24 protein-coding genes are annotated in these 23175 nt (G+C 41.8%); 18 read left to right on the plus strand and 6 right to left on the minus strand.

From position 1 onward, the window contains the following. Window positions 1-152: 152 nt before the first annotated feature. Together AB4154_RS05085 and AB4154_RS05090 are read right to left on the minus strand one after the other, a co-directional pair. Complete coding sequence (locus AB4154_RS05085) at window positions 153-365, minus strand: VF530 family DNA-binding protein (RefSeq protein ID WP_012604684.1); 213 nt, start codon at window positions 363-365, stop codon at window positions 153-155. A 45-nt stretch (window positions 366-410) separates the two neighbouring features. Beyond that, on the minus strand, window positions 411-1361 hold the full coding sequence (locus AB4154_RS05090) for a LysR substrate-binding domain-containing protein (protein ID WP_048615573.1): 951 nt from the start codon (window positions 1359-1361) through the stop codon (window positions 411-413). 103 nt (window positions 1362-1464) lie between these two features. Between AB4154_RS05090 and AB4154_RS05095 the strand changes: the two genes are divergently transcribed. Then, entirely contained in the window at window positions 1465-1671 is a 207-nt protein-coding gene (locus AB4154_RS05095; RefSeq protein ID WP_372122394.1) for a DUF1127 domain-containing protein, read from the plus strand. Between the two features lie 130 nt (window positions 1672-1801). On the opposite strand, the gene AB4154_RS05100 is transcribed toward AB4154_RS05095, so the two are convergent. The 3 genes from AB4154_RS05100 to AB4154_RS05110 form a co-directional block, all read right to left on the minus strand. After that, window positions 1802-2707 carry a LysR substrate-binding domain-containing protein gene (locus AB4154_RS05100; protein WP_017060828.1) on the minus strand — a complete coding sequence of 302 codons (906 nt, stop codon included), beginning with the start codon at window positions 2705-2707 and terminating at the stop codon, window positions 1802-1804. Window positions 2708-3045: 338 nt separating this feature from the next. Further along, window positions 3046-4734, minus strand: coding sequence for an AMP-binding protein (locus tag AB4154_RS05105; protein ID WP_017067893.1), 1689 nt, complete (start codon window positions 4732-4734; stop codon window positions 3046-3048). Window positions 4735-4817: 83 nt separating this feature from the next. Further along, on the minus strand, window positions 4818-5561 hold the full coding sequence (locus AB4154_RS05110) for a helix-turn-helix domain-containing protein (protein WP_372122396.1): 744 nt from the start codon (window positions 5559-5561) through the stop codon (window positions 4818-4820). 193 nt (window positions 5562-5754) lie between these two features. Between AB4154_RS05110 and AB4154_RS05115 the strand changes: the two genes are divergently transcribed. The 17 genes from AB4154_RS05115 (at window position 5755) to AB4154_RS05195 (ending at window position 21853) form a co-directional block, all read left to right on the plus strand. After that, window positions 5755-5937, plus strand: a complete 183-nt coding sequence (locus AB4154_RS05115; RefSeq protein WP_017067895.1) for a fimbrial protein — start codon at window positions 5755-5757, stop codon at window positions 5935-5937. A gap of 195 nt (window positions 5938-6132) precedes the next feature. Continuing rightward, window positions 6133-6663: an A24 family peptidase gene (locus AB4154_RS05120; RefSeq protein WP_017067897.1), complete on the plus strand. Its 531-nt coding sequence runs from the start codon at window positions 6133-6135 to the stop codon at window positions 6661-6663. A 38-nt stretch (window positions 6664-6701) separates the two neighbouring features. After that, on the plus strand, window positions 6702-8051 hold the full coding sequence (locus AB4154_RS05125; RefSeq protein ID WP_372122398.1) for an AAA family ATPase: 1350 nt from the start codon (window positions 6702-6704) through the stop codon (window positions 8049-8051). Further along, window positions 8044-8793: a Flp pilus assembly protein CpaB gene (gene cpaB / locus AB4154_RS05130; RefSeq protein WP_372122400.1), complete on the plus strand. Its 750-nt coding sequence runs from the start codon at window positions 8044-8046 to the stop codon at window positions 8791-8793. Before AB4154_RS05125 ends, cpaB begins: the two co-directional genes overlap by 8 nt. Before the next feature lie 8 nt (window positions 8794-8801). After that, window positions 8802-10256, plus strand: coding sequence for a type II and III secretion system protein family protein (locus tag AB4154_RS05135; protein ID WP_019824853.1), 1455 nt, complete (start codon window positions 8802-8804; stop codon window positions 10254-10256). Further along, window positions 10246-10515 (plus strand): hypothetical protein, encoded by a 270-nt coding sequence (locus AB4154_RS05140; protein WP_029405622.1) that lies wholly within the window; start codon window positions 10246-10248, stop codon window positions 10513-10515. The genes AB4154_RS05135 and AB4154_RS05140 overlap by 11 nt, the downstream gene beginning before the upstream one ends. A 16-nt stretch (window positions 10516-10531) precedes the next feature. After that, entirely contained in the window at window positions 10532-11800 is a 1269-nt protein-coding gene (locus AB4154_RS05145; protein ID WP_136973750.1) for a TadE/TadG family type IV pilus assembly protein, read from the plus strand. Between the two features lie 2 nt (window positions 11801-11802). Continuing rightward, window positions 11803-12231 (plus strand): TadE/TadG family type IV pilus assembly protein, encoded by a 429-nt coding sequence (locus tag AB4154_RS05150; RefSeq protein WP_017066690.1) that lies wholly within the window; start codon window positions 11803-11805, stop codon window positions 12229-12231. Beyond that, window positions 12231-12728, plus strand: a complete 498-nt coding sequence (locus AB4154_RS05155) for a TadE/TadG family type IV pilus assembly protein (RefSeq protein WP_017066691.1) — start codon at window positions 12231-12233, stop codon at window positions 12726-12728. The genes AB4154_RS05150 and AB4154_RS05155 overlap by 1 nt, the downstream gene beginning before the upstream one ends. A 26-nt stretch (window positions 12729-12754) precedes the next feature. Next, the gene (locus tag AB4154_RS05160) at window positions 12755-13975 is read left to right on the plus strand and encodes an AAA family ATPase (RefSeq protein WP_017066692.1); all 1221 of its coding nucleotides are present in this window, start codon (window positions 12755-12757) and stop codon (window positions 13973-13975) included. A gap of 33 nt (window positions 13976-14008) precedes the next feature. After that, window positions 14009-15457: a CpaF family protein gene (locus AB4154_RS05165; RefSeq protein WP_017066693.1), complete on the plus strand. Its 1449-nt coding sequence runs from the start codon at window positions 14009-14011 to the stop codon at window positions 15455-15457. Window positions 15458-15466: 9 nt separating this feature from the next. Then, window positions 15467-16432: a type II secretion system F family protein gene (locus AB4154_RS05170; protein WP_017066694.1), complete on the plus strand. Its 966-nt coding sequence runs from the start codon at window positions 15467-15469 to the stop codon at window positions 16430-16432. A 3-nt stretch (window positions 16433-16435) separates the two neighbouring features. Next, complete coding sequence (locus tag AB4154_RS05175; RefSeq protein WP_017084215.1) at window positions 16436-17407, plus strand: type II secretion system F family protein; 972 nt, start codon at window positions 16436-16438, stop codon at window positions 17405-17407. Then, window positions 17404-18405, plus strand: a complete 1002-nt coding sequence (locus AB4154_RS05180; RefSeq protein ID WP_017066696.1) for a lipopolysaccharide assembly protein LapB — start codon at window positions 17404-17406, stop codon at window positions 18403-18405. Before AB4154_RS05175 ends, AB4154_RS05180 begins: the two co-directional genes overlap by 4 nt. 21 nt (window positions 18406-18426) lie before the next feature. Continuing rightward, window positions 18427-20208 (plus strand): hypothetical protein, encoded by a 1782-nt coding sequence (locus AB4154_RS05185; protein ID WP_372122403.1) that lies wholly within the window; start codon window positions 18427-18429, stop codon window positions 20206-20208. Next, complete coding sequence (locus tag AB4154_RS05190; protein WP_372122405.1) at window positions 20201-21130, plus strand: glycosyltransferase family 2 protein; 930 nt, start codon at window positions 20201-20203, stop codon at window positions 21128-21130. Before AB4154_RS05185 ends, AB4154_RS05190 begins: the two co-directional genes overlap by 8 nt. A gap of 9 nt (window positions 21131-21139) precedes the next feature. Beyond that, window positions 21140-21853, plus strand: coding sequence for a class I SAM-dependent methyltransferase (locus AB4154_RS05195; protein ID WP_017065822.1), 714 nt, complete (start codon window positions 21140-21142; stop codon window positions 21851-21853). Window positions 21854-21928: 75 nt separating this feature from the next. Here AB4154_RS05195 and chrA read toward each other — a convergent pair whose 3' ends face one another. Next, on the minus strand, window positions 21929-23077 hold the full coding sequence (gene chrA, locus AB4154_RS05200) for a chromate efflux transporter (protein WP_372122407.1): 1149 nt from the start codon (window positions 23075-23077) through the stop codon (window positions 21929-21931). Between the last annotated feature and the right edge of the window lie 98 nt (window positions 23078-23175).

Below are 23175 nucleotides of genomic sequence, written 5' to 3' on the forward strand. Positions count from 1 at the left end.
CGCGATGAACCTTTTTATTGCTTGTAACATACTGCGAGAGATGCGAGAGATGCGAGAGATGCGAGAGATGCGAGATTGATATGGCCCCTAAAAAGTAGACACAGGGGTTGTCCCGTATTTAATCAACACGGGACAGATGAAGTAGGGAGAGACTAACGCTTTAAGTCGATGTAAATCTGCTCAACCTTAGTTCGTGCCCAATCCGTTTTACGCAAAAACTTTAAGCTCGATTTAATGCTTGGGTCTTTTTTAAAGCAGTTGATGTTCACCATGTAACTCAACTCTTCCCAACCGTAATGTTCAACCAATTCAGTCAGTAGCTTCTGTAGAGTGATACCGTGAAGTGGATTATTGTCTTGTGTCATGAGATGTTCTCGCCATTTATTTGAGCTCAGTATACCAGTTTCGCTTTATGAATTATCAGACCATTTAAGTTCGTAATCGGTGTGGATAATCGACAGCTCTTCTCTACCAGTGTCACCAAACAATTTAACTTGAGCCTGCATCCATTCTTCGAAGCGTTTTATCTTTTCTCGATGAAAGTAACCTGGAGGCGCACACAAAAAATAATTGTATTTAGGCTTCAGCGCTATGTTTCCGATCCGCACCAATTTCTTTTCTTGTAAATAGCGGTATACCAAGCTGTGCTTAACAAGCGCGACACCTTGAACGGATAGTGCACCTTCTAACACAAAATGAGAGCCATCAAATTGCAATGATGTGCGGCCAGCTTTTACTCCTGCGACTTGTAACCAGAGATTCCAATCCATATCAGGCCAACGGTCTTCAATAAGTTCCGCTTTATGCAGATCGTCGATGTCATAGATACCATGTTTCTCTTGATAAATAGGGTGGCAAACCGGGTAAATGACCTCGTCCATCAACCAACGTGATTCGATGTTTGGGTAGTCTCCATGACCGTATCGAACGCAGATATCGACATTAGAATCTTCAAATGTGACTAGCTTATTGGTCGGCTCAATTAGCATGGATAGATCAGGGTGGCGATCGCGAAAGTCGCCAATTCTTGGTACGAGCCAATGCTGAGCAAAGGAAGGCACGGTAGAGATCGACAGTTGAGTGGGGTTAGGATCTTGGTTGATTCGTCTCACCCCATCTTGAATATGAGCAAAGCCTTTCTTCGCTTGCAGGTAAAGCACTTCACCTTCATGGGTTAATACTATTTTTCGGTGCTGGCGAATAAACAGATCTGCGCCTAACCACTCTTCAAGTTGGCGAATTTGTTGGCTGACTGCTGCAGCCGTGACAAATAGCTTTTGTGCGGCGAGTTTAAAACTGCCTGTTTCTGCCGCCGTGTAAAAATAGTAGATCCCTTGGAATGGTGGAGTGCGTTCTCTCACATTAGTTTTCCTTAACTGAATGCCAGTATCTATCGTTTGTCGATGTTGCTCTACTGGTCGATTATTGACCATAACAAAGCAAAAGATCAACAGGGGAAAGGTTATGAATACGATCACAGCAATAGTAGATACCAACCATTCATTTTTGTCATCATTATCAATTAAGAAATTCTATTCTAAATTAAGCCTGTACTTTCAAAATCGTAGAACCAGAAAGCAGCTGTCTGAGCTACCCGATTATTTACTGAGAGATGTCGGGATTACTTCGGAACAAGTCGAGAAAGAACTGAAGAAGTCATTTTGGGAGTGATTCGAGGCAACGTAGCTTTTAACTCGACGTTGCTTTAACTCAACATAGTTTTGTCGGTGTCGGGAGGTTTACGTTACCGTTCTATGTTGAGTTAGGTTTATGGTTTATATAAAGAAGTGGGAGATGAGATTTAACTTTCCAATAGCTCGTTTACTTCTTCGTGCAACCAATTGGTGAACGCGGTAATACGCTCTTCTCTCGGGGAGTTAGGATCAAAGCATAGGTTGACTTGAACCCCAGGTGTCATGCCTATATCAAAGGGCTTCACTAGCAAGCCGCGTTCGATGAAGTCACCAGCCAAGCTGTCGGTTGCCAAGCAAACCCCATGCCCTGCCATGACCGTGGTTAGCCCCATATCAAAGGTGCCTACTTCCATCCACTGAATGGTGCTGCTTTGAGTCGATATGTTTGCTTGCCTAAACCATTCCTCCCACGGGAAACAACCGCTATCAAACTGAATTAGCCAACATTTGAGGAGTTGTTCAGGTGATGTGAAGTTCAAAGAGTTTGCGAGTTCAGGAGAACAAAAAGGGTAAACCGGTTCGTTGATTAGCATCTCTAGAGTCAAGCCTTCTTCAACGCATAGATCTTCGCCCTGCAGAATAGCCACATCAATCTCGCCATGTTTTAAATTTGGGGTATCAGACCCTGTTAGCACCTTAATTGGAATTTCTGGGTGCTTTACCGAGAACTTCCACAGCCTAGGCAGTAACCAACGCGAAGCAAAAGAAGGGGGACTTCTAACAACAAGCAGCCCTTGAATAGGTTCTGATTGGATCTTGTTTAACCCCAGCAGAACCTCTTGAAATCCATCAGAGACATGTCTAAAAAGTGTGTGCCCTTCATGCGTCAAAGTCATTGCACGCCCCTTACGAATAAAAAGCTTACATCCAACCTGTTCTTCTAACTGTCGAATCTTCTGGCTGACGGCTGCTTGAGTGACGAACAGCTCTTCAGCAGCTTTGCTGTAGTTGCTCAAGCGAGCCGCAACTTCAAAGTAACGGAGACCTGAAAGGTGACGCAGTCTATTGTCCATAATCTCAGCTTATAGTTCTTGTTAATAATGGTTGTTCGATTATCGAACAGGTTGTTTTCATAATAGCGATAAATACAAAGGGAATACAAGAGAGAGAACATGAAAGCAATAACCTGTTGGGTCGGAATATTTGTTACTCAGGTACTTAAAATCAATGATAATACTAAGGTGAGGAAGGGGGCTAAATCTAGACAAGTTGTTTGCTCTAAATCGTTAAGTCATCGAATGAAAAAGGATGTCGGTTTAGATTGCGAGAGTAGTGATGCTGCGGATTATACTAAGTACTTATAATGTGAGCTTACAAAAAAGGAGCCATAATGGCTCCCTCTCGATTTTGATTATTCTTCCCAAACCACCAATTTATCTTTCGGCCAGTTATGACCAACTTCATGGTATTTCTGCTCAAGGATATGTCGCTTGATTTTGAGAGTCGGGGTCAACACACCATTCTCAATGCTCCATGGTTCCTTAATCATCAATACACCTTTGATCTTCTCGTGTGAACCAAGCTGCTCGTTCATTTTCTCGATAACGCGCTTTGTCGTTTTCTCATAGCGAGCTCGATCGAAATTAGGGAAGTCATGCGGTACCACAAGTAGGATTGGACCAGGTAGGCCAAGACCTATCAAACACATCATTTCTACGCGGCTGTACTCAAACAGTTTGTTTTCGATTGGTACAGGGGCAACAAACTTACCTTTAGCGGTTTTAAAGGTATCTTTCTTACGCCCACGAATCGTTAGGTAACCTTCACTATCGATATCACCGATATCACCGGTATGAAGCCAACCATCCGAGTTAAAAGACTCTTGGGTTGCAATATCATTCTTGTAGTAACCAGAGAATAAGCCTTTGCCTCGAACTAGAATCTCTTCATCTTCAGCTATTTTGAGTTCGATCCCTGGACCTGCATTACCAACCGTACCAATTTTATCGGCTCTGAATGGGTAGTTGAGCGTGCTGTAGGCGAAAGACTCTGTCATGCCCCATGCCTCGGTAATGTGCAGGCCAACACTCTCATACCATGCGAGTAGAGCGGGTGATACAGGTGCAGAACCACATCCAAGAACGCGAGCTTGGTCTAACCCTAAGCCATCAGCAAGTTTCTTCTTAATGATGTTGTTGATAAACGGAATCTTCAGTAAGAAGTTCAGTTTCTTCTGTGGCAATTTGTCTTGGATTCGCTGCTGGAACAGAGTCCATAAGCGAGGAACTGAAATAAACAGCGTAGGGCGATGCATTTTCACATCATCAATAAAGGTGTCTAAAGATTCAGGGAAAGCCGTAACCACGCCCCCCATTACTGAAGAACCAAAGATGTAAACGCGTTCTGTAATATGAGCAAGCGGTAGGTAAGAAAACAGGCGATCGCCAGGTTGGATTCCAATATGGTCAATCAACCTTTGAACAGACCAAGTAAACGCGCCGTAGGTGAGCATTGCGCCTTTTGGTAACCCTGATGTACCCGATGTATAAACAAGTGACATCAGCTTATCGTCGTGATGCTGAGGGCGTTTGGTTGATGGTTCATGTGTCTCAATGAGCTTCTCGAAAGTGTGTTGGCACTTCGCTGCGCTGTCGTATGGCAGTGAAATACTCACCAAGCTCGGATTGTCATCAAGTACTTTTTGAGTGGCTTTAGGATCGTCAAGCTTACCCGCAATCACAATTTTACTTTCACTATGCTCAATACAGTACTGAATGGTATCTGCACCCGCTGTTGGAAAGATTGGGACGCTGACAAAATCTCCTAACATCATTGCAAGATCGCAGATGAACCACTCTGCACAGTTTTTTGATACGAGAGCGACTCGATCGCCTGGTTGGGCTCCGAGTCCTTCTAATGCTGACGCCAATTTCAGTGCTTTGTCGGCTACTTCTTTATAAGTAAATTCGACAAATTGGCGGTTAATAATCTGTTTCAAATAGACTTCATCTGGGCGTTCTTCTGCCCATTTTAAAATCATGTCATTGGGTGTAGGGAGAGCTGTTGCTTGTTCTTGGCTAAACTCGTTAGGCTGAATCATTGTCTAACTCCATGTTTTTCGCTAAGTTATTTTTGTTAAAATCATGTTAAATGTACCATGATTTTTTCTTTTTTGGAGTAAAATTAGCGTTTTATGTTATCCGTGCAGGCTCGTCTGTAACTTGCAGGCGTTACGCCAGTTCTTTTCTTGAAGATTCTTGAGAAATATGACACATCCTTGTATCCACATTGATAAGAGATAACCGCTATTTTTGATTCGGTATCGGCTTCGATTAGCTTCTTGGCTAATAAGATTCGTTTATCACACACGAAGTCACGAAAGCTTACCCCAAAGTGTAGATGAAACTTCTTAGAAAAGTAGGTGGTGGAACAGTGACATTTCTCTGCAATCTCCGTTTCTCTTATCTCCTTGTTAATATTATCCATTACAAAGTTTACGACTTCAGACGTGAACAGTTTTGCTGACAGTTGGTTGTTGTTATTCGTTTTTCGGTCAAGATCGAAGTGAGGATCAAAGATATGCTGTGTTTTACTCTTTAATTCTTCGAAGGCACTGGTCAGATGATTGTTACTCGTTTCTATAATGAAAAATATATTCTTATGATTTCGAATGATATTAGGTATCTCAAATGGAGAAATTAAAACTATCCGCTTGTTTAGGTTTTTACAAATAGATAATGCCATGGTAAGTAATTGAATTTCACTTTCTCTATTTAAAATGAAAAATACAATTCTTACATCTAAGTTACTGATAACTGATATATCTTGTTGGAAATTTTCCACAGGGAAGTAGCGACTAATTTTATTTATAATAATTGAATTAAACTCGCTATCTATATCTGATAGCAGTGGTGTTATTAATTTCATTTCTACTAAACCTGTATCATATATAAAGGGCCAGATGTGAAAATTTAGAAATAAGGGAGTTATTACAGAGATTAGAAGTACAACAAAAAAGTGCAAGTAAATGGCAAAAAAATCCTAACCGAATGTGTGACTCACCTCTAGATTTACTTTACAGGTAAACGAAGCCTGTTATGAAAATCAAGGAGAGGTTGTCATGGGTAAGTTTTTGAATAATTGCAAAGAATTCATGAAAGATGAAGAAGGGTTGACAGTTGTCGAATATGTAATCGGTGCTGCATTGTTGGTTCTCGCTATAACAACCGTATTTACAGGTTTAGGCACACAACTTTCAACCAAACTGAATACTATTATTGGAAATATTGGTAATGGTGCCTAGTGGCTTCGCGTAACTGTGAAGGATGGCTTAGGTATGAATAGTACAAGCATGACACAGCAAGCAGGGTTGACAACGATTGAGTATGTGATAGGTGCAGCCTCGCTTGTTCTTTTCATTGTATTAGTGTTTTCTGGGATGGGAACAGCTTTAATCAGTAAACTCCAGAGCGTTACATCTAGTATATGAGTTGAATATATGATTAATGAACCTTCTGCTTTTTGGGTGTTATTAATTGCAGTCTCGGTATGCGATGTTGAGAAACATCGCATACCAAACAAAATATTGATTATGTTTTTGTTTGTGTATTTTTTATCAATGTTTAACCGTAATTATACCTTTGAATTTTTTTTAATGTCCTTCGTTGGATTCGTGGCGTTTTTTTGTTTTGGATTACTCTTATATTTTTTAAGAGCTATGTCTGCAGGAGATGTGAAGCTATTAGGTATTGTAGGGATGTATCTCGGGTGGGGACAATTACTTGATGCGTCGTACTTTATCTTACTTTCTTCTGGAGTGATTGGAACTTTCTACCTGCTATATAACTTTTCCAACTCGAACAGTCTTAGTATCAAAGGCTATTTTGAAAACAAGTTATTTGTGCTTGGTGGAGTCGCACCAGTATTAGATGAAAGTGCGAGTTTGCATGCTAGGTATTCAAATAAAGTAACGATGCCTTTTGCACCTTCTGTTGCTATAGGATTGGCTATGTATAGTTATTTTACTTAAAAATGTTGTTGGATAGTTCTTATGGAGAGGAATAATATATGGATATTATAGGGCGTACTGCTCCAACAACTTTGAAGCCTCAAATTTCAGCTCCAGCCGTACCTACATCTATTGATATGTTGGGTGTTCCTGAAGTCGTTATTGAAAACCTTGTTCTGAAGCACCTATCAGCCTATCCCAAGTCGGATGTTTTAGAGCTTTCTAACTATTTGTGTGTTGTGACACATATTGTTGAAAGTGCGTTGGCTGTGTTGAGAACAAAGTCATTGATTGAAGTTTTTCAACCAACCTCTAACCTTTCTCTCTCATCGACATCTCATAGCCACGTCCGCTATTCCCTTTCTGAGAAAGGACTTGAAGATGCTGATCTTGCCTTTAAACGTGATGCTTATTTAGGCCCCGCACCTGTTTCACTTACTCAATATAGTGATGTGGTAAAGCAGCAAGATCTAAGAGTAGAGTTAGTGACTCGGCCACATGTCGAAGCAGCACTGAATGATGTATATGGTGTCGATAGAATGATTTCGGTATTGGGGCCAGCAATTAATTCGGGGCGTGCCTTATTACTGTATGGGCATGCGGGGACGGGTAAAACATTTGTAGCTTCACGTATTGTCAATGCGCTGCATACGTCTGTTTTCATTCCTTATGCTGTTTATGCATTAGGTAACATCATTAAGGTGTTTTCCGCACAACATCATAAACCGTTGGATAACAACGGCAGTGATCAAAGTATCTCCCTCAAAGATCAATACGACAAGCGTTGGCTTAATTGTGAAAGGCCAAATATTCAGGTGGGCGGAGAGCTCACCATGGATATGCTTGAAGTCAATCATTCTGAGAACAGTCGAGTCTGGTTAGCACCGGTTCAAATGATGGCAAACAATGGGATTTTTATCATTGATGATCTTGGTCGTCAGCCAATGCCAGTCGATGCTTTGCTTAATCGTTGGATTGTACCGATGGAATATTCCTTTGATTATTTATCGCTACCTAACGGACAGCAAATCACGATGCCGTTTGTTCTAACGCTTGCCTTTTCTACCAACTTAAATCCCAAGAAAATAAGCGATCCGGCCTTTTTACGTCGTTTAGGTTACAAGATTGAATTCAAGCCACTTAATCAGCGAGATTATGAAGCTTTATGGATGAGCGTCGTTGCTGATAAAGAGGTCGAGCTTCAAGACGGTTTTTTTGAGCGTTTGTCTCAAATGCACACGCTGCTTAAGGTGCCACTTTTCCCATGTTTACCGAAAGATCTCGTTGGTATAAGCAAAGATATTCTTTCGTTTGAGCAGCTACCACCTGTTATCACATTCGATATTCTTTCCATGGCATGGGAAGTTTATTTTACCTCTGATGGACACGAGGAAGAGAATAATGAATAAGAGTCAAGTTTTCCTACTGTTTTTACTGTCCGTAGTATTCGGCTTAGCGGCTGTATTTTTTGCTAAGCAGTGGATGGATGATCAAGTTCAGCCAACCGTTGAAGTTGAAACGATCGAGCGCCACCCCGTTGTTGTGGCATCACAAGAAATTGAAGCCGGAACTATTATCGAGGATCAGTTTTTAACCACCAGATTGATGGAAGTTGATTGGATTAATGAAAATAACTATTCGGATAAAGCAGAGCTGATTGGCAAGGTTGTTGCGAATACTGTCTATGCGGGAGAGGTGCTTCACAAGTTACGATTTACTGTACCAGGAGAAGGGTCAACGCTTGCAGCTCTTATCCCTGAAAATAAACGTGCGGTAACGATACGTGTTGATGATGTTATTGGTGTGGCGGGTTTCTTATTACCGGGTAACAAGGTTGATATTCTCAATACCGTTTCTTACGGAAAAAATTCTGCCACGACTCAAACAGTATTAAAAGACATCAAGGTTTTGGCTGTCGACCAAACGGCTAAGACGAATGAAAACAGTCCAATTATTGTACGAGCGGTAACACTTGAGATGACGCCGAAAGAGGCAGAGAAACTTCTCACGGCTAAAAGCAAGGGCGATATTCAGCTGACTTTGAGAAACCCACATGAAGTTGAGAAAAAAGTGGTTCGTCGATATGTGCCTAGACCAAGTGTCACCATTATCAAAGGTACAGAAACATCTAATGTGCGCGTCAAGGATTGAGGTGAAATATGAGAATATTAATTGCGTGTGTTTTGAGCCTGATTTGTATTTCGACGGCCAGTGTTGCGGCGTTACAAACGGGAAAAACAGTCACGGTTCCACATCATAAATCTACGCATGTCGTGCTGTCGGGAAAAGCGGCGAAGGTTTCTCTTGGTGATCCTGAAGTTTTAGATATTGTAATTTTAAAATCAAATGAAGTGTTTTTAATTGGTAAAAAATTAGGTGCGACAAACCTAATGGCTTGGGACTCTCGAGGTCGGTTAATTGAGTCTATTAACATTGAGGTTACTCATGATCTTAATAGCCTCAAAGCTAAATTATATGAGTTCCTTCCAGATGAAACTATCGAAGTCCACAGCGCACAGAATCGTTTGTTGTTGAGTGGTCAGGTGAGTAATCAACAACAAATGAATGTCGCGATGCGAATTGCAGAAACGTATTCATCTGGGCAAACCGCTGACAAATCAAATGAAAGTGGTAGCGAGCAAGCCGCTGCTACCGGTGTTATCAATTTGATGTCCATTGGCGGGGCTCAACAAGTCATGTTAGAGGTGACGGTTGCCGAGGTGCAAAGAAGCTTGGTGAGAAAGTTTGATGCAAACTTCCACTTCTTCCAAACCAGTGGGTCTGACTTTTCTTGGGGGGCGTCTTCAGTCCCTGCTGGTGTGTTAGGTGCAACCCCAATTTTCAATATTCCTACCTCTACCGATTACGGCATTTTAGGTTCTTTCATTGATAGTAATACATTGTTTACTTTCGCACTGGACGTAGCAAAACAAAACGGGGTCGCTAAGGTATTGGCTGAACCGAACTTAACCGCATTAAGTGGTTCTAAGGCTGAGTTTTTAGCTGGTGGGGAGTTTCCAATTCCAGTGCCTGATGAGGATGGTATTACGATTGAGTACAAAGAGTATGGTGTGGGTTTAAAGTTCATCCCAACGGTACTCAGTGACAAAAAAATCAACCTAAACTTAGCGGTTGATGTGAGTGAAATTGCCAATAGTAGCTCGTTAACGATTGATCCTGGTACTACCAATGCGACTTACTTTATCCCTCCAATTACACGAAGAAGTGCGTCATCGACGCTTGAGTTAGCCGACGGTCAGACCATCGGTATTGCGGGGTTGTTGAGTGAGAATGTTAGGGACATCAGTAACAAGATGCCAGGCTTTGGCGATGTGCCGATTTTAGGTCAGCTTTTCAATAGCCAAGAGTATGTATCTGGTGAAACAGAGCTCGTTATTCTTGTTACTCCTCGACTCGCAAAGCCTATTGATCGAACGAAAGTGACGTTACCAACTGATGCCTTTGTTGACCCTAATGACTTGGAATATTACTTATTGGGTCGAAGCGCTTATATAGCTGAACCGTCTGAGTCTGATTCAGAACAGTCTCAAGCTTCACAGGATATATCACCGACCGATGGTGGTAGCGAAGGCTCATTTGGGCATGATTTATAAGGAGATAGATATGATTAGAATAATGATGGTCTTTCTCGTGATGGTGTTAGTTGGCTGTGCAAATGATGCTCGTTTAGGGCACTCAGTCGCACTGGTGAAAACAGAGCAAACGTATAACCCTAATGCGACCCAAGAGAATTTACTCGAAGTACCTGATGGTACAGGGGAGCGGATGCAGACTGGTTACGACAGATATGTAGGCAGAGGTGAAAATGATCTGTCCGGAAGTAGTAGCCAGATCTTAGAAGATTTTAACTAAATCTGGAGGTACTCACATGTTGTATCGAGTATCACAAAGCCCGAAAAAACAACAAGGCTTAGTTGCGGTGATGATTACTGCTGCCTTGTTGGTTTTTCTAGCAGTCTCAGCGCTAGCTGTAGACATAAACCATATGGTCGTGAATAAAACGCGCTTACAAAATGCAGTCGATTCTGCTGCGCTAGCTGCCGCAACTATTTTAGACAATAGTAAGGATAAAGATGCCGTAGATGCAGAGGTTGGCACCGCATTAAATGCTATGGCAGCCGCCACAGGTAATCATGAATTTGATTTTAGTACGGCTTCTGTAAACATTGATTATTCAAATGATCCTAAGGATTTTACAGGAACAGCAACGTTCGGTGCAGATGATGATGTCTATGTGCGTGTTCGTGTCGATTCCTTGGATATGGATGAGTTTTTCATTCAAATGTTTGGACTAGAAAAAACCGTTTCGGCGAGTGCGGTTGCTGGTCCTAGTTCTGGTCAGGTCGTTGTTAATAATGTTGTGCCAATTGGTGTGTGTATTGGTGATGGCACGTCGGATAATGATGTCTCACCAGAAGATGGGTACCATGATGTTACTGGTGAGGAAATAACCAGTGTTTTTGGTTATGAAGTTGGCACCGTTCATGCGTTAAAGGTCGGCGACAGTAGCTTATCTGAAATGGGGAACGGTAATTACCACCTTCTTGATTTTGGATCTGGTGGTAAAACGGTGAAAGAAGGTTTAGGGGGGGACTATAGTTATCCTGTTGCAATAGGTGACGATATAACCACCAAACCAGGAGGAACGGTTGGTCCTACCGGTGATGGCTTAAATACTCGATTTGGTGATTATGGTGGAGGATTATCGGCATCAGATTACCCCACTGATTATGTAACGACTGAGCCTACTAATGAGATTACGATCGATGCTAGTACGGGAGATATCGATTTTGACGGCAGTTATACCTATGCTCAATATGAATCAGCGACTAACACATGCATAGCTAATAATGGTTCTGGGTGTGCGGCTAATGGTGTTGCTTGGCGTCGTATATTACCTATACCTATGGTGGATTGTTCAGGTAAAAGTGGCGGTGCGACTGAATTTACGGTGAACAAAATTGGTTGTTTCTTCTTGCTACAAAAAGCGCCGACAAATAATTCAGGTACTCCAGCCGTATTTGGTGAATTTATTCACTCCTGCAGTGTGACAGGTGGGGCGGGTAGTACGACCTCTACAACAGAAGGGACTTATAGGATTGTTTTGTATAAGGACCCTGATAGTGGGGAGTCTTGATCATGAAGCAATCTAATCAATTTCAACAGGGATTTGCTGCCGTAGAGATGGTCATTGCGACTCCCGTGTTACTGTTTTTTCTAGTCTTAGTTCTAGAGCTTGGCAATATTCTTGTTCACTACAATGTGATATCGAAGTCAGTGCAAAATGGCGCTCGTTATGCGGTTAGTGAAGTGTATGGAACCATTGGTGGAACCATCGCACCGACGTCTGAAATTCAGAATGTCGTGGTCTATGGTCAGAACAGCGTAGGAACAGCTGTATTATCTTCACTGACGACATCGGATGTGACTGTAACCCCCCCTTCAGGAGACAGTTATGTACGAGTCAGTGTGACGTATGATTATGTTCCACTCTTCTTGTCTATTCCTTTTTCGAACGAGAGTTTTGCTCTTCCATTAAGTGTGACTTCCGTGATGAGGGTGCTGTGATGATAAGGCTTAAAAGACAAACCAAAGGGCTTGCCATTATTGAGTTCACTTTGGTCTCATCATTAATTTTTCTACTGCTGTTTCTCATTTTAGCGTTGGGTGCCTATATATTTTCGCTGCAAATGGTCAGTGAAGCGACTAGGAAGGCTGCTAGGTTAGCGACGGTCTGTTACGTCTTAGATAGAGATAATATTGCGGGAATGGTGGTGGATGATATTCCTCTTGTTGGGTTTACTAATGCGAACTTAGAAGTGGCTTACTTAGACGCGAGCGGGGTAGAGATTGCTTCTGATTTTGAAGCGAACTTTGGTGATATTAAATTTGTGCGTGCTAGGGCTACGGGTTATGGCATTCAGCTAATCAGTAACCTAAGCTTTTTAGGAAATAGTGGGTTTTTAGCCGCCCCTGCGTTTGAAACAATACTGCCAGCAGAAAGTTTGGGAGTGGTGAGGCCTGAAACTGAAACTAGCACTAACATATGGAATAGATGCCCATAAGAGGTTATTTAAAAGGAGATAAATGTATGGGGGAAGCGATCAAAATAACGCCGAATGAAAACGATAAAGATATGACGCGTTTAAGAACGAATCTAAAGGTCTGGTTAGTCTACAGTACTGACGGCTTTCATTCGCATATGAGTCAAGAACTAAAAAAATGCCGAAATGTTCATGTGACCTCGTTTTCTCTTGCGGCAATGAGTGAAGAATACCTAAAAAGTGCAGATGTCCCAGAGCTTATTTTTGTTGAAGCTAATGGGAATTGGGCTCAAAAAATGGTTGAGTTACAAGGGTATGATTTGTCTTTAGAAGACAAGGATTTGTCTTTAGTTGTGCTCGGTGATGAAAGTGATAATGGATCATTAAAAATCGCACTTCGCTTGGGGGCTTCAGATTTTCTGTCTCATAATGTGACTCTATCGGACTTACTTCCATTATTGAAGAAAACCGCTTCCGAAAAGCTTGAGAACTCCAGTTACGGAGAGTTTATCTTGTTTTTGAATACCAAAGGAGGGATGGGGGCAACCACCTTGGCGTTAAATACTGCCATTGAGATGGCCACTCAACATCCGAATGAAGTTCTTTTACTCGATATCGATCTTCAGTTTGGCGTGATTCCAGACTATTTGAACATAGTACCGACTTATAGCGTTTCTGATGCGATCAACAGTTCGAATGATTTGGATGAAATGTCTTTGGGCTCTTTGGTAAATAAACACGAATCAGGTCTCCATGTTCTAAGCTTTAAACATGAAAATAACGCTGATGATTTCGAGCAGGCTCAGAAAATTGGCAGATTACTTCCAATTCTGCGTCGTTTCTACCCTTATGTGATCATTGACCTATCTAGAGGCTTAGATCACGTATTTGCATCAGCAATATCACCAGCGACTAAAGTACTTTTGGTTTTGCAACAGAGCTTAGTGTCAGTAAAAAACACAAGCAGACTAATTAAATCTCTGAAATTTGAGTACGGCTTACAAAGTGACTCAATAGAGGTCATTCTCAACCGTTATGAAAAGCGACATTCAATTAAGTTGAAAGACATTGAGCAAGCAGTGGGCAACCACGACATACACCTTATGCCAAATGATTTTAAAGTCGCGCTAGAGAGTGCCAACTTGGGGCAGCCGTTAGTTCAGTCGAGAAAAAAAAGCTCTATTACTCGCTCTATCATCGACTTATCTCATGTTCTTTCACCACCGGAGCAGGAAGAGAAAGGGTGGCTGAAAAAGTTGTTTTCATAATGGGTTGATGAAAAGTAAACACGAGGGATTGTGATGTTCTTTAAACGAAAAAATGTAAATCCAGAGTTTGAAAAAAAAGTAGAACAGATTTCGCATGATTCAGAAGATGCCAATCCTGTTGAACGTTTATCAAGTGTTGAGATGTCCAGTCACTCTCGGACAGAAGCGAGCGTTGAAAAAGAGAAGGCGATTGACGAGGCTCGCAAAGTACTGGAGCAAGAATTGTCAATCAAACACTTCTTTCACAAGCAGTTGCTTGAAACGTTAGACTTAGGGTTACTTTCTAGCTTGGAGAAAGAGCGCGCCAAGCTAGATTTGCATGAAGCTATCGTTCAGTTGATGGCTGATGATGGTAGTCATGCACTCAGCGCAGAAGGTCGTAAGCGGGTCATCAAACAAATCGAAGATGAAGTTTTTGGTCTGGGGCCGTTGGAGCCCTTATTAGCTGATCAAACTGTGTCGGATATATTGGTCAACGGCCCTAAAAGTGTTTACGTTGAGCGCCGAGGTAAATTAGAAAAAACACCGTATACGTTTTTAGATGATCGTCACTTAAGAAACATTATTGATCGTATTGTCAGTCAGGTTGGTCGCCGGATTGATGAAGCATCACCTATGGTAGATGCCCGCTTAGTTGATGGTTCTCGTGTTAATGCGATTATCCCGCCTCTCGCACTCGATGGCCCTTCCGTTTCGATCCGTCGTTTTGCTGTCGATCGTTTGACCATGGATAACTTAATTGGTTACGACTCAGTCTCGCCTCAAATGGCTAAGTTTGTGGAGGCTGCTGTGAAAGGTGAGCTCAATATATTGATTTCAGGAGGGACGGGGTCAGGGAAAACAACCACACTGAATATCTTTTCTGGTTTCATTCCGCGAGACCAGAGAATTATTACCATAGAAGACTCGGCCGAATTACAACTGCAACAACCACATGTTATTCGTCTCGAAACCCGCCCTGCTAACCTAGAAGGGAAGGGAGAAATCAGCCAGCGCGAATTGGTTAAAAATACCTTGCGTATGCGACCAGATCGAATCGTGGTTGGGGAGGTGCGTGGTAGCGAAGCCGTTGACATGCTAGCAGCGATGAATACCGGTCATGATGGTTCACTGGCTACCATTCACGCGAATACCCCCCGTGATGCCTTGAGTCGGGTCGAGAATATGTTCTCGATGGCAGGGTGGAACATATCAACCAAAAACTTACGAGCTCAAATTGCTTCGGCTATCCACCTTGTTGTTCAAATGGAACGCCAAGAAGATGGTAAGCGTCGTATGGTGAGTATCCAAGAGATCAACGGCATGGAAGGTGAGGTGATTACGATGTCGGAAATATTCCGTTTTCAGCGTAAAGGTATTGATGAAGACGGCAATATTATCGGTTATTTCACAGCAACGGGGGTTGTGCCTCAATACCATGACCAGTTAGTCAAACGTGGACTCGACCTGCCTTTCGAGCTCTTTAGTGAGACCAAAGTCTAAGGATATATTATGGACAATGTAAGCGTTTCATTAGGTCTATTATTCATTGCGGTGCTTTTTATTTCGCAAGCTTTGTTGCTCCCTGCTGCAGGGAAAAAAGCGAAGCACAAAGAGTTGTCTCGACGTTTGAAAGAGACGCAACGTAATATCGATGCAGAGAGTTTGTCATTACTAAAAGAACACTATAACAAAGATTTATCTCCAGTAGACCGCAAGTTAATCGTCATTCCATATTTTGCTGGCTTAAAGAAAATGTTGGAACTAGCTGGCTTTAAATTAGCATTGAGCCGCTTTTTACTCATAGTTTCTCTTTGTGGTGTGTCGCTTACATTGATAGCGATAATGACCAACCAAGTATGGTTCATTAGTGTCGCGGCATTCATTTTTGTTTGGGTTGTCGCCTATCTATTTGTGCAAAATCGAGTGACCTACCGAATGGCTCGATTTGAGGAACAGCTTCCCGAGGCTTTAGATGTTATCCGACGAGCATTGCAAGCCGGGCAACCGTTGGTTCAATCATTTAACGAGGTTGGCGAAGAGCTTCCTGATCCTATAGGTGCCGAGTTTAAGAACACTTATAACCTGCTCAACTATGGTTATGACTTACGTTTGGCAATTTTACAAATGGCAGAGCGAGTCCCAACCGTTTCAATGCTAGCTTTTTCTAGCGCCGTAATGTTGCAGAAAGAGACTGGGGGAAACTTATCCGAGAATTTGCAAAAGGTATCTGAAGTACTTAGAGCGCGTTTTAAACTGGAAAGGAAAGTCAAAACGCTCTCGGCTGAGAGTCGGTTGTCAGCATGGATCTTAACGTTATCACCCTTTGGTTTGTTTTTTGCTATGCGGGTAGCTGGTCCCGAATACATCGAGCCACTTTACACAGATCCACGTGGTCTCTCTATGGTGAGTGTCGGTATAGTTCTTTTGGCTATCGGAGCCTTGTGGATTAAAAAGATCATCAGCATAGAGATTTAACCTATGGAATTATTAAATATTGAAGTTTGGAAGCAGATGTTAGCAGACTTTGGGGTCAGCTCTCAGATGGTTATCTATTCGATGATTTTGCTTACAACAGTCTTGTTAACACTAACGCTTGGATTTCTTTTTTTAGGAGCTCGCTCTCCTTTGGATAAGAAACTGAGACAAATATCAGAAGACGGATCTCCGACTGGCAGGAAACCTTATAACTTCTCTAATACGCTCGAATCATTAAGCCCTTTTTTAAGTAAAGGTAATAAAAAAGATAATGAAACCTACTCGGAAAAGTTGATGCATGCCGGGTTTCATGAAAAGAGTTCATTATCGGTTTTCTATGCGTTGAAGGTTCTATCTAGCTTGATAGGTATCGTCGCTGCTTTTATGGTTTATTACATAGCGTTGGGCGGAGAGTACAATAATTTACTCATCATGATCTGTGTTTTTCTTGGTACATTCACACCTAATATTATTCTATCTAAGCTACAAAAAGAGCGTCAGAAAAAAATCAGAAACGGTGTTCCTGATGCATTAGATCTTCTTGTTGTATGTACTGAATCAGGGCTTGGTTTTAATGCGGCTCTTGGTCGTGTTGCATCAGAGCTCTATGTCTCTCAGCCTGAACTCGCGGATGAACTAGAGACGGTATTTGCTAAAATTCAAGCGGGTGTCACTATGCCTGACGCACTTAGGCAGCTTATCGAACGAACCGGTTTAGTCGAATTGGAAGGTTTGGTTTCTTTGCTTTCTCATGCATCGAGAATGGGCGGAAGCTTAGCGCAAACGCTCCGTGACTATACTGAAGATTTTAGAGATAAGCGTCAGCAAGCCGCTGAAGAAATCGCGGCGAAAATACCGACTAAAATGTTATTCCCCATGTTGATATTTATTTGGCCTTGTTTTTTCATTGTCGCACTTGGCCCTGGACTCTTGATTGTAATGGACGCATTGAGTGCGCCGGGAGCAAGTTTATGATTTTATACAATAAGTTTCTTCTTCTATTATTGCCATTTTTGCTACTTGGTTGCGCATCTTCTGATGAACCAACCAACCAATTTGATGCCGAATTGTATTCGGGTAAACCAATCGATAGTTTGACTAGTGATGATCCACCGCTAAATGAAAAAGAAGCAATCATGCGCGGTGACATTGCTCTGCGAGACAACAATATAGACTTGGCGTTGTATGAATACATACGCTCTTTGTCTTTCCCTGAAAAAGAGTTTCACGATAAAACTCTGTTCACTATTGGCCAAATACATTCGTCTCGCGGTAACTATGCGTTGGCCGAGAAAGCTTACCTTGCAGCGCTAGATTTTAACCCTGCCCACACTGAAGTGCTGGAACAGTTAGGTGTGCTATACACCAAACAACGTCGTACAGATGAAGGGCGGAGTTATTTCTTTAAAGCGATTAATTCAGACCAAATTCGTTTAAAAAGCAGTGAAACTATCCAGAATTACCAAGCATTGAACCAAAGTGAAGTGGCCAGTTTGAAGGTCGATAGTATGTCTCCAGCGCTAGCTTATATGGGGATTGGCGTACTGGAAGATGTTGACGGAAAGCATCAGATCGCACAAGAGTACTTTAAAAAGTCACTGACGATAGATAAAAGTTCAGTCAAAGCTTTGTTGAATATGGGCTACTCCCACTACATGTACGGTAACTACAAGGAAGCCTATCAATACACGCGTTCAGCTTTAGAGTTGGATCCGAATAATGAAAAAGCTCAGAATAATCTGGCACTTATTTATTTAGCGTCTGGGGATATTAAAAAAGCAACCAACGTATTCATGAGGCATATGGACGCTCCGGAGGCGTTAAATAATGTCGGCTACTTCTTGATATTACAAGGAAAGCCCGATCAGGCAGTTCCTTATTTACAACAAGCTATCAATAAAAAATCATCTTACTATAAAGTGGCTAATGAAAACTTAAACAGAGCACTAGCGGAAGTGAGAGAGATGGAGTAATAGGGATTTGATTTTGGCTCAATGAAAAGGATATTCATATTGCCTAAAAGCGAAAGCTTTAATAAAGATATCATTGTAATTTCTGGTCTTTGGCTAGTTTGTGCCACAGTGATATTTATTTATAAGTGGGAAAGCGTTTCAATACTCAACTTGAATGACAATGACGACTATATGCGTTTTGTTCAGTTTCAAGAGTGGATGAAGAACGGCCATTGGTACCTAGAGCCGATGACCAACTTCAATGCCGCTGATGGTATTATTATTCATTGGTCTCGATTTCCTGACCTAATACTATCTTTAGTGGCTTTCCCATTGCTATTTATGGTTGATGACAGTACTGCGTATACAATCTCAATTTCCATTGTCCCTTTACTCTACTTATTCTTGTATGCGCTCTCATGCTTTTATCTATGCGAACATTACTTTGGAGAGAAGTATCGATTTGTAAGTATGATGTTCGCAGTTTTTTCTCCTGCTATCATACACTTCCTACCTGGCTCTATTGACCATCATAATATCCAACTTGTTTTAGCAACACTTTTCTTATCAGTAACACCAATTACGTTCAGCAACCTAAAACAATCATGGCGAGTGTATGCTCAGGCCGTTTTTATGTCTCTATCTCTGTGGACGGGGATGGATAATATATTGTTATTTATGGCATTCCTTGTTTCTTATACGGTGTATTTCTGTTTTTTTCGTCGTGAGTGGTTTAGCTATGTATCTAGGTTATATTTGACCTGTGCAGTTTTTGGTACTTTTACTGTCCTATTGAATAGACCGTACGATGAGTTCTTTGTTTTCAAGTATGACGAGATCTCATTTATTCTTGTTATTCTATTCTTTAGCGGATGGACCTTTGTTAACTTATATAATCGATTGGCGAATCAAGAACAGAGCTCGACTCAAAAGTTAATATTATTACTTTCCCTTAGTTTGTTATGTTTAGTCCCTGTAGCCGTTCTCTACCCATCACTCACCAGTGCATTCTTGATAGATTATCCACCGATACTTAAGCTGTATTGGCTAGATCAGGTCACCGAGGCCAAATCTGTAGTTGATTACATAGCAATTAAGGGTTTCTTTTCTGTAGATAATTATACATTACTATTGGTCCCCGCTATTCTATACCCAGTTTTCAGAATTAAAAATCACCACTGTACAATATTATATCTAATATTCATGTTTAATCTAGCCCTTGCGATATTTTGGCAGGTTAGAGTAATAAGATTGTGCTTTGTTTTAGCTGCACCTTTCCAAGCCTATTTTATCATTAAACTATCTGAATATGTCAGGTTCACAATGTTAAAAGTCAGCATTATCTTTTCTGGATCTCCATTATCTGTAGCATTTTTTATTATTTCATTGTCACCAACAGGTGAAATTACCACTACCTTTGATGATGAATACAAGTCACCAAGTATCTTTAATGTATTAAAAGATAACGGTATCAATTCACATACTATCCTTTCTGGAATCGAAACTGGCGCACCTGTATTAGCTAAAACGAACAACAGTATAATTGCAGCGCCTTATCATAGAAATATTGTTGGCAACCAATTTTTAATCGAAGTGATGTTAGAAGAGAACATGTTTCTGGCAAGAAAAAAAATAGTAGATAAAAAGGTTGACTATATATTGATCGGTAATGACCCTCACTTATCTCTCCTCAAGAACTCTGGAGGCGATGATTCTTTAGTTAGAAGGCTTCATGGGGATAATATTCCTGCTTGGCTAGAAGTTACCTACGATGGAATTGCGGATGGTTACCGAGTTTTTAAAGTAAGGAGTGAGTATGAATAAACAGAAATTAGCAATATTACTCCCATGTTATAACGAAGCCGGAGCGGTTGGAAAAACGGTGGCTGACTTTCAACGTGCACTACCAAGTGCGACGGTTTATGTGTACGACAATAACTCTACTGATGGCACGGTCGAAGAGGCGCTGCAAGCTGGTGCTGTTGTTCGCCATGAGTATCGTCAGGGCAAAGGTGAAGTTGTGCGACGGATGTTCTCAGATATTGATGCTGATATTTATATTATGGCTGATGGTGATGATACCTACGACGCCTCCATTAGCCCTACACTGATTGAACAACTGGTTACTGAACAGCTCGATATGATCATTGGCAGTCGAGAGCGCTCTTCCGAGGCTTATCCTGCAGGACATATTTTGGGTAATAAGATGTTTTCGACCCTAATAAATAAAGGGTTCAATGCTCAATTGAATGATGTTTTCTCTGGCTATCGAGTGATGAGTCGCCGGTTTGTAAAAACGGTTCCTATTTTCAGTGATGGCTTTCAAATTGAGACGGAACTAACCGTGCATGCATTGCACCATAATATGTCGATCAAAGAAGTACCCACTCATTACCACTCAAGGCCTGAAGGCACGGCGAGTAAGCTGAATACATTGAGTGATGGGATCAAAATCCTCAACTTTATTTTGTTCCTGCTACGAGACGTAAAGCCGATGTTTTTTTTCGGTGCTTTGTCGGTGTTGCTTTGCTTTATCTCATTGGGATTAGGGGTTCCCGTTATTATCGATTTTATTGATACCGGGCTCGTTGAAAGAGTCCCAACAGCTATTCTGTCTAGTTCAATTGCACTTATCGCGGTGATGTCTTTCTTTTGCGGCTTGATACTCGACAACGTGTCGCGCGGCAGACGAGAGATGAGGATCCTTTCAATATTAAGAAGTCACGATCACAAGCCATCTCAATAGGATTCAGGAATGAGAATAAACAAGGATGAAGACAAGGAGTGGCTCGATTATTTGTCCCGTTTCAGTGATGAATATGACGAGCGAGTCTACGAAAGCAGTACAACAGGCTATGTGATGAGGGCGGGTCATATAGCGTGTGAGAAGCCTTTCAGTAACAGAGAGCATTTCTCGAAGGTGCTAGAAGTGGGTTCAGGAACGGGTGAACACTTGAGACATGTTCAGCATAGTTTTGACGAGTATACGGTCAGTGATGGCGATTCTGCCGCACTTGAAGTGGCAAAAAGGCAACTCAGTAACACCAGTACTTATGACAAGCTCGTTTTTAATGTAACGAATGCACGAGCGTTAGACTTTGAAAGCAACTGCTTTGATCGTGTTATTGCGACACATATATTGGAACACCTTTATGAGCCTCATCTTGTGATTAAAGAATGGCTTAGGGTATTAAAGCCGGGCGGCACTTTGTCCATTTTGATTCCTACAGACCCAGGTATTGCATGGAAGGTTGGTCGTTATATGACGACAAGAAAACTTGGAGTGAAAAAGGGGTGGAACTACGATTACATTATGGCGAGAGAACATGTTAATCCCTGCAATAATTTGATCGCCTTTTTAAAGTACTATCTCCCTGATAATAAACACTCTTTTTGGCCGTTAAGCCCAATCCCGCTAATTGATTGCAATTTGTTTTTTAACTTCCATGGAATCAAGCCTGCTAGTTAAAGGTTCGACGGCTCCTATCGTTCAGTCGTAAGCAAGAAGTTAGGTATTCACTAACTTCTTGCTTCGGTTAGATCTTTAGTTAACAAAGCCAGTAAGAGCGCCGAATAGCATAAACATGCCGACAAGCCCTACGATTGGCATCTTGACCGTTTTTAGTAGCCACACGCCAACAATGATCAAAGCGAAGTCTAAACCACTGCTCACTGCGCTTGTGAAAATCGGTTGATATAGCGCTGCCAACAATAAACCGACAACCGCCGCATTCACACCAGTAAGAGCGCCAGCCACTAAAGGTTTGCTTGCAATCGCCTGCCAGTTTTTCAACACACCGAGTAGTAATAAGAAGCCCGGTAAGAACACAGCAATCGTTGCGAGTAGTGCGCCTGTGATCGGTGCCGATGGCATCAATACATAACCTAAGTAAGTCGCAAGTGTAAACATAGGCCCTGGTACTGCCTGTGCTGCTGCATAACCTGTTAGGAAGGCATCTTGAGACAGTTGGTCACCAATACCATTTTGTAGCAACGGAAGTACCACGTGGCCGCCGCCGAATACTAAGCTACCTGCTTGGTAGAACAGGCCAAACACTTCAATACCTTGAGAGTAAGCACTGAATAGAGGCAGACCAACCAGCAAAGCAACAAAAATCACGAGAGGCGTTACCGATATTTTTTGCGTTGAAGGTATCGTTTTGAGCTCTTGAGATGTCAAGAACTTACTGCCAATCATCGCTGCAAATAGAAGCACTAAAACTTGAGGCCAGATGCCTGGAATCAGTAGCAGAACAATCGCGGTAATCACACATAAGGCGGTTGCTATCTTCGATTGGCAAAAGTTCTTGTACATACCAAAGGTTGCATCAGCCACAACCACTACCGCTAATAACTTAAGCCCGTGAATGATTGAATTGAAAAGTGGTGCTTCCAATAGCTGGTTGCTGACTAACGCCAATATCAGCATCAGAATCACAGATGGGGAAGTGAAGCCGACAAATGCAGCAATAGCACCTGTTAATCCACCTTTCTTGTAGCCAACCGCAAAGCCAACCTGACTTGAGCCAGGGCCCGGTAGAAATTGGCTAAGAGCGACAATCTGCCCGTACTCTTCGTCGGACAACCAATTCAGTTTCTCAACAAAGGTTTTACGGAAGTAGCCAATGTGTGCTGCTGGTCCACCAAAGCTAATCCAGCCAAGCCAGAAAAAGGTTTTAAAAATTGAAAGCATGATCGATTCCAGATAAATGTTTAGCGTAATTTAGGTGGAGTTGAACTATGATTCAAATTAATTGTTTTAATTATAACTATGAATAATATGGGATTGAT

Source organism: Vibrio sp. 10N.286.51.B11, from assembly GCF_041469245.1.
GTDB lineage: Bacteria > Pseudomonadota > Gammaproteobacteria > Enterobacterales > Vibrionaceae > Vibrio > Vibrio crassostreae_C.

Bases quoted from the DNA above. Each gene is read 5' to 3' on its own strand.
- AB4154_RS05085 (WP_012604684.1), bottom strand. From the start codon at position 365: ATGACACAAGACAATAATCCACTTCACGGTATCACTCTACAGAAGCTA.
- AB4154_RS05095 (WP_372122394.1), top strand. From the start codon at position 1,465: ATGAATACGATCACAGCAATAGTAGATACCAACCATTCATTTTTGTCA.
- AB4154_RS05100 (WP_017060828.1), bottom strand. From the start codon at position 2,707: ATGGACAATAGACTGCGTCACCTTTCAGGTCTCCGTTACTTTGAAGTT.
- AB4154_RS05105 (WP_017067893.1), bottom strand. From the start codon at position 4,734: ATGATTCAGCCTAACGAGTTTAGCCAAGAACAAGCAACAGCTCTCCCT.
- AB4154_RS05110 (WP_372122396.1), bottom strand. From the start codon at position 5,561: ATGAAATTAATAACACCACTGCTATCAGATATAGATAGCGAGTTTAAT.
- AB4154_RS05115 (WP_017067895.1), top strand. From the start codon at position 5,755: ATGGGTAAGTTTTTGAATAATTGCAAAGAATTCATGAAAGATGAAGAA.
- AB4154_RS05120 (WP_017067897.1), top strand. From the start codon at position 6,133: ATGATTAATGAACCTTCTGCTTTTTGGGTGTTATTAATTGCAGTCTCG.
- AB4154_RS05125 (WP_372122398.1), top strand. From the start codon at position 6,702: ATGGATATTATAGGGCGTACTGCTCCAACAACTTTGAAGCCTCAAATT.
- cpaB (WP_372122400.1), top strand. From the start codon at position 8,044: ATGAATAAGAGTCAAGTTTTCCTACTGTTTTTACTGTCCGTAGTATTC.
- AB4154_RS05135 (WP_019824853.1), top strand. From the start codon at position 8,802: ATGAGAATATTAATTGCGTGTGTTTTGAGCCTGATTTGTATTTCGACG.
- AB4154_RS05140 (WP_029405622.1), top strand. From the start codon at position 10,246: ATGATTTATAAGGAGATAGATATGATTAGAATAATGATGGTCTTTCTC.
- AB4154_RS05145 (WP_136973750.1), top strand. From the start codon at position 10,532: ATGTTGTATCGAGTATCACAAAGCCCGAAAAAACAACAAGGCTTAGTT.
- AB4154_RS05150 (WP_017066690.1), top strand. From the start codon at position 11,803: ATGAAGCAATCTAATCAATTTCAACAGGGATTTGCTGCCGTAGAGATG.
- AB4154_RS05155 (WP_017066691.1), top strand. From the start codon at position 12,231: ATGATAAGGCTTAAAAGACAAACCAAAGGGCTTGCCATTATTGAGTTC.
- AB4154_RS05160 (WP_017066692.1), top strand. From the start codon at position 12,755: ATGGGGGAAGCGATCAAAATAACGCCGAATGAAAACGATAAAGATATG.
- AB4154_RS05165 (WP_017066693.1), top strand. From the start codon at position 14,009: ATGTTCTTTAAACGAAAAAATGTAAATCCAGAGTTTGAAAAAAAAGTA.
- AB4154_RS05170 (WP_017066694.1), top strand. From the start codon at position 15,467: ATGGACAATGTAAGCGTTTCATTAGGTCTATTATTCATTGCGGTGCTT.
- AB4154_RS05175 (WP_017084215.1), top strand. From the start codon at position 16,436: ATGGAATTATTAAATATTGAAGTTTGGAAGCAGATGTTAGCAGACTTT.
- AB4154_RS05180 (WP_017066696.1), top strand. From the start codon at position 17,404: ATGATTTTATACAATAAGTTTCTTCTTCTATTATTGCCATTTTTGCTA.
- AB4154_RS05185 (WP_372122403.1), top strand. From the start codon at position 18,427: ATGAAAAGGATATTCATATTGCCTAAAAGCGAAAGCTTTAATAAAGAT.
- AB4154_RS05190 (WP_372122405.1), top strand. From the start codon at position 20,201: ATGAATAAACAGAAATTAGCAATATTACTCCCATGTTATAACGAAGCC.
- AB4154_RS05195 (WP_017065822.1), top strand. From the start codon at position 21,140: ATGAGAATAAACAAGGATGAAGACAAGGAGTGGCTCGATTATTTGTCC.
- chrA (WP_372122407.1), bottom strand. From the start codon at position 23,077: ATGCTTTCAATTTTTAAAACCTTTTTCTGGCTTGGCTGGATTAGCTTT.